Here is a 9,480-nt window from a genome sequence, read left to right as displayed (position 1 = left end):
CCGGCCGTGCCGTTGCCGCAGGCGGCGATGACGGTGAGCGGGCGCTTCAGGCTGATCCGGCCGGCCGCGTCGGCGATGTAGCGCTCGGCCACGCCGGCGATGTGGGCCACGGAGCCGCCGGGACGCTGCTCCCACTTGCCGCCCAGGACGATCTCCTTCAGCCGGCCCATCTCATCGGGGCCGAAGGTGAGGGGACGCTGGGCGCCCATCTTTACGCCGGTCCAGCCGTTCTCGTTGTGGCTGGCGGTCACCATGGCGACGCAGGGCGCATCCAGGTCGAACTGGGCGAAATAGGCCATCGGCGAGACGGCCAGGCCGATGTCGAGCACCTCGCAGCCGGCGGCCACCAGGCCGATGGTCAGCGCCTGTTTGATGGACAGCGAATAAGACCGGAAGTCGTGACCGACGACGATCCGCTTCTGGCCCATCTCGTGGATCAGCGTGCCGAGGCCCAGTCCAAGGGCTTGAACGCCGAGGAGGTTGATCTCGGGCCCGAACAGCCAGCGCGCGTCGTATTCGCGGAAGCCGGTGGGCTTCACCAGCGGGGTGACTTCGTAGTCCCAGGTGTTGGCGGCGAGGTCGGCGCGGGGGGCAGGCAGCATCGGAACTCCGGAGAACGGCGTGTCGGCGCGTGTTTAACGGCCGAATATGTCGCAGGCCACTTCGTAAGCCTTAACGGCGGTCACGCGTTCGTCAGTCGGCTACATCACCCCGGCGCGCAGTAGGTCGTGGACGTGCAGGATGCCGACCGGCTTTCCGTCATCGACCACGAACAGGACGGTGACCGCCGGTGGCGGGTCGCTCATCAGCGCCAGGGCTTCGCCGGCCAGCATGCCCGCGGCGACCGTCTTCTTTGGGCCCGGCGTCATCACCTCGCCCGCGGTGTGGTCCAGGAGGCCGTCGATGTGGCGGCGCAGGTCGCCGTCGGTGATCGCGCCCAGCAGGCGGCCCTGGGGGTCCACCACGCCGACGATGCCCCAGCGCATCTGGGTCATGACCAGCAGCGCCTGGCGCATGGTGGTCTCGGGCGCCACCAGGGGCAGCTCCTCGCGCCCGTGCATCAGGTCGGCCGCGGTGCGCAGCATCGCGCCCAGCTTGCCGCCGGGGTGCAGCACCTTGAAGTCGGTCGGCTTGAAGCCGCGCCGCTCCAGCAGCGCCACGGCCAGGGCGTCGCCCATGGCGATCTGCAGGGTCGTGGAGGTCGTGGGCGCGTTGACCGCGTCGGTGGCCTCGGGCGCGTCGGGGAGGAGCAGCACGATGTCCGCGGCGCGGGCCAGCGTGCCGTCGGCGGCCGCTGTCAGGGCGATGAGCGGGATTCCGAAGCGGGCGGCATAGGCGATCACGTCGGCCAGTTCGCGCGTCTCGCCGGTCTTGCTGAGCGCCAGGATCACGTCGTCGGCGCCGATCATCCCGAGGTCGCCGTGGCTGGCCTCGCTGGGATGGACGAACATGGCGGTCGAGCCGGTGGAGGCCAGGGTGGCGGCGATCTTGCGCGCCACGTGGCCCGACTTGCCCATGCCGGTGCAGATGATCCGGCCTTTCGCCGTGAACATCGCCTCGACGGCTTCGGCGAACGGCTGGCCCAGCTCGCCGGCCATTCGGCCAAGCGCCTCGGCCTCGGTCTCCAGCACGCGGCGGCCGACGGCGATGGTGTCTTTCAGGGTCATTGCTGGGCCGGCGCGATGGCCTGGTTCTGGATGTTGCGCACCGCCTCGCGCGCCTGGTCGACGCGCCTCTGGGCGGCCTCGGTCTCGCGGCGCATGGCGGCCTGCATCTCGGGCGTCTGCTGGACGGGCGTATGCCCGAACGGCGCGGGCGAGCGGTCGCCCAGCCCCTGAGGCCAGACCATCGCCAGCGCGATGGCGGCGGCGGCCCCCAGGGCCAGCAGCGGCAGGTAGAAGCGGTCGAGCATCGGTCCGCTATAGCCCGCTGCGGGTTGACGGGGTAGGGGCCGGCGCCCTAGCCGACCAGTCCCGTCCCAAAGGAGCGCCGCCTTGCCCACCCTGATCCTGCTGCGTCACGGCCAGAGCCAGTGGAACCTGGAAGACCGCTTCACCGGGTGGGTGGACGTGGACCTGACGCCCCAGGGCGAGGCCGAGGCCAAGAAGGGCGGCGAGCTGATCAAGGCGGCCGGCATCGCCATCGACCGGGTGTTCACCTCGGTGCTGACCCGCGCGATCCGCACCTCCTGGCTGGCCCTGCACAGCGCCGGCCAGGTGTTCGTGCCCGAGGTGAAGGATTGGCGGCTGAACGAGCGCCACTACGGCGGCCTCACGGGCCTCAACAAGACCGAGACCGCCGCCAAGCACGGCGCCGACCAGGTGAAGATCTGGCGCCGCAGCTACGATATCCCCCCGCCGGATCTGGCGCCGGGCGGCGAGTACGATTTCTCGAAGGACCGCCGCTACGCCGGCGCGACCCTGCCGGTCACCGAGAGCCTGAAGACCACGCTCGACCGCGTGCAGCCCTATTGGGAATCCGATATCGCGCCTTGCCTGAAGGCGGGCGAGACCCTGCTGGTGGCGGCGCACGGCAACTCCCTGCGTGCGATCGTGAAGCTGCTGTTCGGCGTCTCGGACGACGCCATCGTCGGCGTCGAGATTCCAACCTCGAATCCGCTCGTCATCGAGCTGGATTCCAACCTCAAGCCGACCGCCGCCCGTTACCTGGACGCCGACCGGGCCACCGCGATCCCGCCGGTCTGAACCTCATCGGGCTTCCCGCGCGGCGCGGCAGGGACCATGTTGGCCTCATGAGCGACGAAGTCTTCATGCGCCGCGCTATCTCGCTCGCCGCGGCCCGCGTCGGCCTGACGGCCGACAACCCGGCGGTCGGCTGCGTGATCGTCAAGGACGGCGCCATCGTCGGCGAAGCGGCGACCGGCGAGGGCGGACGTCCGCACGCCGAGGAGCAGGCGCTGGATGCGGCCGGTGCGGCGGCCCGCGGCGCTACGGCCTATGTCACCCTAGAGCCCTGCGCTCACCGCTCGACCGGGGCCGCCTCGTGCAGCGAGCGCCTGGTGGCCGCGGGGGTGGCGCGCGTGGTCGTGGCCGCGAGTGATTCGTCGGCCTATGCGGACGGCGAGGGATGCCGTCGGTTGCACAACGCTGGTATTTTCACCGACCAGGGGTTGCTCAGGGCTGAGGCCGAGGCGCTTTATGCGACGTACCGCCCGGCTAAAACGCTGGAAATTCGCCGTTAATCCGAGGCGCCTAACATGGTTCACACCGTCTTGCCGCAGTGATCCCGAATGTCCGCCGACAACGCCAGAAGCCTCGTCCAGGCCCGCCTCACCCAGGCTGAGGTGGATGACATCTGCGCCAAGCACGACCGGCTGTGGAGCTCGCGCCCCGGCGGGGCGCGCGCGGTGTTCGCGTTCAAGGACCTGACGGGCACGGTGCTCTACGGCCGGAACCTGTGCGACGCCGACTTCACCGGCGCGATCCTGCAGGACTGCAAGTTCCGCGGCGCCCGGCTCGACAACGCCACGCTGTTCTGCGCCGACCTTACGGGCTCGGACATGCGCGAGGCCTCGCTCCGGCGCGCCGACCTGCGCGGCTCGTGCATGCGCAACGTCGACCTTACCGGCGCCGACCTGTTCGAGGCCGACCTGCGCGAGGGCACGCTGGCCGCCGGCGACCGCCAGTTCGGCTTCCGCAAGCTGGAGATCGGCTCCCCCGCCCAAGGCGAGCTGCAGGGGGCGATCCTGGCCGGCGCCAACCTGGAACGCTCGCGCCTGTCGGGCGCCGTGGCCGTCCGCGCCGACTTCACCGATGCCGTGCTCAAGGACGCCAAGCTGATCCGCGCCAACCTGAAACAGGCTTCGCTCCAGGGCGCGAACCTTTCGGGCGCCGACCTTTCGGGCGCTGACCTTTCGGGCGCCGACCTGCGCGATGCGGTCCTGGTGGGGGCGCGCACCGTCGCCTGGAACGTTTCGGACGCGAACCTCACCGGCGCGCTCACCGACGAGCCGGTCGGCCGCGCGCTGACCGAGCTGCCCTACGACGAGATGATCCGCGACCACGCCAAGTGGTGCGAGACCGGCGGCGGTGAGGGCAAGCCGTCGTCGTTCGACAACGCCGACCTGCGCAAGCTGGGCTCGATCAAGGGCTACAACCTCACCGCCCTGTCGGCGAAGCACGCCACGTTCTACGGCCTCGACATGGAGGGGGTGCAACTCCAGGGCGCTCATTTGGAGGGCGCCGATCTGCGCAACGCCATCCTGCGCCGCGCCGACCTGCGGGGCGCCCGCCTGGTGGGGGCAAAGCTCTCGGGCGCCGATCTGCGGGACGCCCAGATGGGCCCGCTGCTGCTGGGCGCCGACCGGGTGCTGCCGACCAACATGACCAATGCCCAGGTGAAGTCGGCCGACCTGACCGGCGCCGACGTGCGCCAGGCGCTGTTCGTCGGCGCCGACGTCAGCCGCTCGAACTTCACCCGCGCCCTGTTGAAACAGGCCGACTTCACCGGCGTGATCCGCCACGGGGCCCGCGGCCTCGACGACGTGATCTAGGCCGATCGTGGTCCAGCTCCAGGGGCAGACGGGCGGACCGAACCTTCCGGGTCGGCGACGGCTCAGCGAGGCCGAGGTTTCGATCCTGCTGGACAATCACGCGCGCTTCCTGGCGGGCAAGGGTGGCAAGCGCGCCCAGCTGCCCTTCGTGGATTTCCGGGGGATGGACCTGAAGGGCCGGCGCCTTTCGGGCGCGGACTTTTCGGGATCGGTCTTCGACGGAGCCATCCTGGCCGGCGCGCAACTCGACGGCGCGAACCTCTCGGGCTGCGACCTGCGCAGAGCCGACCTTCGGAACGCCAACCTGCGCAAGGCCGACCTGCGCGGCGCCAGCATGTCGGGGGCGAACCTGGCTGGCGCGGACCTCACCGAAGCCGATTTCCGGCCCGGACACGTGGCCCGGCCGCATCCGACCAAGGGCTTTCCCGCCGTCATCGAGGAAGGCCGGGGCGGCGAACTGGATGGCGCGATCCTGTCGGGCGCGACGCTGGACGGCTCCCGGCTCGACGGCATCTACGCCGCCGACACCGACTTCTCGGACGCATCGCTGACCGGCGTGTGGCTGGCCGACGCGAACCTGAAGGGCGCCAATTTCGACGGGGCCCTGATGGCCGGCGCCAACGTCTCGGGCGCGAGCCTGGAGAACGCCAATTTCGGCGGGGCCGACCTTTCGGGCGTGGTCCTGACGACGGCGCGGACGCACGGCTGTCGGCTGGAGGTGGCCGCCCAGCCTCCCACCCGCGAGGACGTCGCGCGCGCCGCCAAGCTCGTGATCGAGGCGCGAGCCCATGACGCCTGGGTCGGGTCCGGCGGCAAGACCGGCGCGCCGACCCGGTTCGACAGCTCCGACCTCCGCCCGGCGGGCTCGGAGCTTCGAGGCCTCAAGCTCACCGCCCTCAGCGCCAAGGGCGCGAACCTGGCGGGTGTCGACCTGACCGAGGCGCACCTGCAGGGCGCCAATTTCGAGAACGCGGACCTGCGGGGAGCGAAGCTGCGTTCATGCGACCTGCGCGGCGCGCGCTTCGGCGGCGCCGACCTCACCCGCGCGGACCTGACCGAGGCCAACCTCACGCCGCTGGAGATCGCGCCGGGTCGCTCGACCGCGACGGTGCTGACCGGGGCGCGGCTGCGCTATGCCTGTCTGACCGGCGCCCGGATGGAGGGGGCTGTCACCGAAGGGGCCGACCTGCGCGGCGCCCGGCTTCCGGCATAGAAAAAGGCGGCGCCCCGGAAGGACGCCGCCCGTTCTTCAAAACCCGAGAGGCTGGGAGCCTTAAGCGGCCTTTTCGCCTTCGATCAGGCTCGGCTGTACCGAGGTGTTGATCTGCACCGTGCGCGGCTTGAGCGCCTCGGGCAGTTCGCGCTTCAGGCTGATCGACAGCAGGCCGTCGGCCAGGTTGGCGTCGGTGACGATCACATAGTCGGCCAGTTGGAAGCGGCGCTCGAAGTTGCGCTCGGCGAGGCCGCGATGCAGGTACTTCCTGGCGTCGTCATTGGCGGTCTTGCGGCCGGTCACGGTGAGGAGGTTTTCCTTCACCTCGACGTTGAGCTCTTCCGGGCGGAAGCCCGCCACCGCGATGTCGATGCGGTAGGCGTTCTCGTCGGTGCGCTCGATGTTGTAGGGCGGATAGCCGGCGGCGCTGTCGGCCGCGGCGGTCTCCAGCAGGTTCGCCAGGCGGTCGAAGCCCACGACGGAGCGGTAGAGGGGGGAGAAGTCGATCGTACGCATGCGGTCACATCCTTCTTTCAAAGCAAGGTTGCGTTGTCTGTGTGGACCTGTGGCGACCCATGAGGCGTCGCCTGCAGCCCAGGAGACCCGGACGTCCAGCGCCTCCCGCCCATGAGGTAGGCGCTCGAAATCTGCGTTCAAGAGGGCGGATTGCACGATCAATGGGGTTGTACGCGTATGAGTTCGCGTCCTAGCTTGGCGTCGCTCATACGTTCAGGAGGAACCCCCGATGCTCCGTCTCGCCTCGGCCTGCGCCGTCGCGCTCACCCTCGCCGTCTCGGCGCCTGTCCAGGCGAAGGACGCCCAGCTCGAGGCCGCCGTCGCCGGCGCCCAGCGCGCGCCCGAGAACAAGGCCCGCGACGCGGCGCGCCATCCGGTGGAGACCCTGTCGTTCTGGGGTCTGAAGCCGAAGCAGACGGTGATCGAGCTGTCGCCCGGCGGCGGCTACTGGACCGAGATCCTCGCGCCCTACGCCAAGGCCACGGGCGGCGCCTATGTCGCCACCGCCTCCGACCTGGAGAACCCCAAGCTTTCGGAGGGCGCCCGCAAGGGCCGCGCGGCTTTCGAAGCCAAGTACGCCGACCCGGCGAAGTACGGTCCGATCCGGTACGTGAACTTTGGTCCCGTTTCCGGGCCTCTGGGCGCGCCGGGGTCGGCCGACATGGTCATCACCGCCCGCAACATCCACAACTGGATGATGAACGGCTCCCTGGACAAGGTGCTGAAGGACGCCCACGCGGTGCTCAAGCCGGGTGGTGTCCTGGCGGTGGAGGAGCATCGCTCGGATCCGAAGCCCGAACTGCCCGGCGTCTCGAACGGCTATGTCTCGACCGCCACGGTGATCGCCGCCGCCGAGAAGGCAGGCTTCAAGCTGGCCGCCAAGTCCGAAGTCAACGCCAACCCCATGGACACCAAGGACCACCCCTTCGGCGTCTGGACCCTGCCGCCTTCGCGCTGGACCACGCCGAACGGGCAGGGTTCGGATCCGAACTTCGACCGCAAGAAGTATGACGCCATCGGCGAAAGCGACCGCATGACCCTGCGCTTCGTGAAGGCGGGCTGAGGCCGCCTTTGACCACGACCGGCCGACCCGCTAGCTCTACGCCGGTGGGTCGGCCGGGGGGCGCTCGCGAGTGAACCGGCGCCCATGATCCGCATTTCCCGACGCATGGCGGTCCTCGGCGGCGCGGCTCTGGCCGGATGCCGGCCCGCCCCAAAGGCCGCGAAAGCCGCGCCGCCGAAGACCATCGCCGAGGCGGTTGCCGGGCCTTGGCGCAGCGCCGCCGACAAGGCGCGGGATCCGTGGCGCCATCCTCTCGAAAGCCTGACCTTCTGGGGCCTGAAGCCCGGCGCCACGGTGGTGGAGTTCTGGCCCGGCGCCGGTTGGTACAGTGAAATCCTGGCGCCGTTCCTGGACGCTACCGGCGGCGAGCTCTACGCGGCTCATCTGCAGCTCGGCGAGCCGGGCGACCTCTCGGCGCAGCAGGTCGTGGAAGCCTACCGCGCCAAATATGCCGCGGGCCGCAAGCCGTATGGAAAGGTCGAGGTCACGGCCTTCGGTCCCACCAGCGGCCCGGTCGCGCCGGCGGGCAGCGCCGACCTCGCGCTCTTCCTGCGCAACCTGCACAACTGGATGGCCGCGGGCATCGCCGAGAAGGCCTTCCGCGATGCGTTCCTGGCGCTGAAGCCCGGCGGCGTCCTGGGCGTGGAGGAACACCGTGCAGCGCCGGGCGGCGTGCCCGACCTGTTGGCGCAGGATGGCTACGTCGACCAGGCGTACGTAACGCGCCTGGGACAGGAGGCCGGCTTCGCCCTGGCCGCGACCAGCGAGCTCAACGCCAACCCGAAGGATACCCGCGACCATCCCTTCGGCGTCTGGACCCTGCCGCCGGTCCGTCGCTCCTCGCCGCGAGGCGAGGCGTTCGATCCGAGCTTCGACCACCGCAAGTACGACGCGATCGGCGAAAGCGACCGAATGACGCTGAAGTTCGTCAAACCGGCATAACGCCGTCGCGGGGCGGTTTACACGACACACGCGTGAAGCGAAGCTCCCCTTTCGATTCACCGAGTGCTGATGGGGCATGGCCACTCTGGAGGAACTGACCGACCGGATCCGTCGCGCCGCGGCGGCCGGCGACGGCCTGGGCCGTTCGGTGAAGCTCGACCTCAAGGGCGAGGGCGTGATCCATGTCGACGGCGCGACCGTCACGAACGACGATCGCGCGGCCGATCTGACAGTATCGGTCAGCCGTTCGGACCTTGTTAAGCTGGGCAAGGGCGAATTGGACCCCATGCGTGCAGTGATGACGGGACGGCTTCGGCTGTCGGACATGGGCGTGGCCATGGCGCTGATGCCCAAGGTCAAGGCCCTCTTCGAGAAGGCGGTCTAGGCCCGATGTTCGAGCCCGCGCCCCTGGTCGACATTCCCGAGGATCCGGTTCCGCCGGGGGCCGAGGCCGACTGGTACGTGGGCGCCGGCGGCGCGAAGCTGCGGGCGGCCCTGTTCACGCCGAAGGGGCGTGCGCGCGGCTCGGTGGTGCTGTCGGGCGGACGCACCGAGCCCATCGAGAAGTATTTCGAGACTATCCGCGACTTCATGGACCGCGGGTTCGTGGTCCTCGCCCACGACTGGCGCGGCCAGGGTCTGTCCCACCGCGAGCTGCCCGATCGGCTGAAAGGCCATGCCAAGGGCTACAAGGCGTTCCTGGAGGACTTCCGCCGCCTGCTGAACGCCTACGAGGCGAGGCTGCCTCGGCCCTGGATCGCCGTCGGCCACTCCATGGGCGGCTGCCTGACCCTGCTGGCCATGGCGAACGGCGAGCGACGTTTCGCCGGCGCTTGCCTTTCGGCGCCGATGCTCGGGATCCAGTTCGGCAAGATCGCACCGGCCGCGGTGGGGGCCCTCACCTGGTTGAACCTGACCGTCGGGCGCGCTGGGCGCTACACGCTTGGCCAGCCCGGCAAGCCCTTCGACGACGCCTTCGAGGGCAACGCCCTGACCCACGACGAGCGCCGCTTTGCGCGCCATCGGGCGCAGGTCCGCGCCAATCCCGACCTGGCGCTGGGCGGGCCGACCTACGGCTGGCTCGACTTCGCGCTGAAGGCCACGGCTTTCCTGGCCCGGCCCGAGCGGCTGCGGGGCGTGACAGTGCCGGTGGAGATCGTCTCCGCCGGCGAAGACAAGCTGGTCGACAATTCTGCCCAGGCCGCCGCGGCCCGGAACCTCCCCCAGGGGCGC

At 70.1% G+C, this 9,480-nt stretch carries 11 protein-coding genes and 1 pseudogene; 8 read left to right on the top strand and 4 right to left on the bottom strand.

Annotated features, from left to right (window positions below; translation table 11 throughout):
• From Q0L11_RS06410 to Q0L11_RS06400, 3 genes and pseudogenes are all read right to left on the bottom strand, one after another.
• Positions 1-602: pseudogene (locus Q0L11_RS06410) on the bottom strand (phosphomannomutase/phosphoglucomutase); the annotation flags it as partial.
• Between the two features lie 99 nt (positions 603-701).
• Positions 702-1,667 carry a KpsF/GutQ family sugar-phosphate isomerase gene (locus tag Q0L11_RS06405; protein ID WP_296596148.1) on the bottom strand — a complete coding sequence of 322 codons (966 nt, stop codon included), beginning with the start codon at positions 1,665-1,667 and terminating at the stop codon, positions 702-704.
• Positions 1,664-1,912 (bottom strand): hypothetical protein, encoded by a 249-nt coding sequence (locus Q0L11_RS06400; RefSeq protein WP_296596146.1) that lies wholly within the window; start codon positions 1,910-1,912, stop codon positions 1,664-1,666. Before Q0L11_RS06400 ends, Q0L11_RS06405 begins: the two co-directional genes overlap by 4 nt.
• Positions 1,913-1,994: 82 nt before the next feature.
• Here Q0L11_RS06400 and gpmA point away from each other — a divergent pair, with 82 nt between their 5' ends.
• The 4 genes from gpmA to Q0L11_RS06380 are packed head-to-tail and all read left to right on the top strand — an operon-like array spanning position 1,995 to position 5,726.
• Positions 1,995-2,705: a 2,3-diphosphoglycerate-dependent phosphoglycerate mutase gene (gene gpmA, locus Q0L11_RS06395; protein WP_296596145.1), complete on the top strand. Its 711-nt coding sequence runs from the start codon at positions 1,995-1,997 to the stop codon at positions 2,703-2,705.
• A gap of 47 nt (positions 2,706-2,752) precedes the next feature.
• Positions 2,753-3,202, top strand: coding sequence for a deaminase (locus Q0L11_RS06390; RefSeq protein WP_296596144.1), 450 nt, complete (start codon positions 2,753-2,755; stop codon positions 3,200-3,202).
• A gap of 48 nt (positions 3,203-3,250) precedes the next feature.
• Complete coding sequence (locus Q0L11_RS06385) at positions 3,251-4,513, top strand: pentapeptide repeat-containing protein (RefSeq protein WP_296596142.1); 1,263 nt, start codon at positions 3,251-3,253, stop codon at positions 4,511-4,513.
• A 7-nt stretch (positions 4,514-4,520) separates the two neighbouring features.
• Positions 4,521-5,726, top strand: coding sequence for a pentapeptide repeat-containing protein (locus Q0L11_RS06380; protein ID WP_296596141.1), 1,206 nt, complete (start codon positions 4,521-4,523; stop codon positions 5,724-5,726).
• A 60-nt stretch (positions 5,727-5,786) separates the two neighbouring features.
• Here the strand turns inward: Q0L11_RS06380 and Q0L11_RS06375 are convergent, their stop codons facing one another.
• On the bottom strand, positions 5,787-6,242 hold the full coding sequence (locus Q0L11_RS06375; RefSeq protein WP_296596139.1) for an Hsp20 family protein: 456 nt from the start codon (positions 6,240-6,242) through the stop codon (positions 5,787-5,789).
• A 229-nt stretch (positions 6,243-6,471) separates the two neighbouring features.
• Here Q0L11_RS06375 and Q0L11_RS06370 point away from each other — a divergent pair, with 229 nt between their 5' ends.
• The 4 genes from Q0L11_RS06370 to Q0L11_RS06355 all read left to right on the top strand — a co-directional run.
• A complete protein-coding gene (locus Q0L11_RS06370) occupies positions 6,472-7,305 on the top strand; it encodes a class I SAM-dependent methyltransferase (RefSeq protein WP_296596138.1) in 834 nt (277 codons plus the stop codon).
• 84 nt (positions 7,306-7,389) lie between these two features.
• Positions 7,390-8,247 (top strand): methyltransferase, encoded by an 858-nt coding sequence (locus tag Q0L11_RS06365; RefSeq protein ID WP_296596136.1) that lies wholly within the window; start codon positions 7,390-7,392, stop codon positions 8,245-8,247.
• 76 nt (positions 8,248-8,323) lie between these two features.
• Positions 8,324-8,632, top strand: a complete 309-nt coding sequence (locus tag Q0L11_RS06360; RefSeq protein ID WP_296596134.1) for an SCP2 sterol-binding domain-containing protein — start codon at positions 8,324-8,326, stop codon at positions 8,630-8,632.
• A 5-nt stretch (positions 8,633-8,637) separates the two neighbouring features.
• Positions 8,638-9,480, top strand: an 843-nt coding sequence (locus Q0L11_RS06355; protein WP_296596133.1) for an alpha/beta fold hydrolase, incomplete at its 3' end; no start/stop codon positions are given.

This window comes from Phenylobacterium sp. (genome assembly GCF_024508875.1).
Taxonomy (GTDB): Bacteria; Pseudomonadota; Alphaproteobacteria; order Caulobacterales; family Caulobacteraceae; genus Phenylobacterium.
This window is presented reverse-complemented; position numbering and strand designations above follow the sequence as displayed.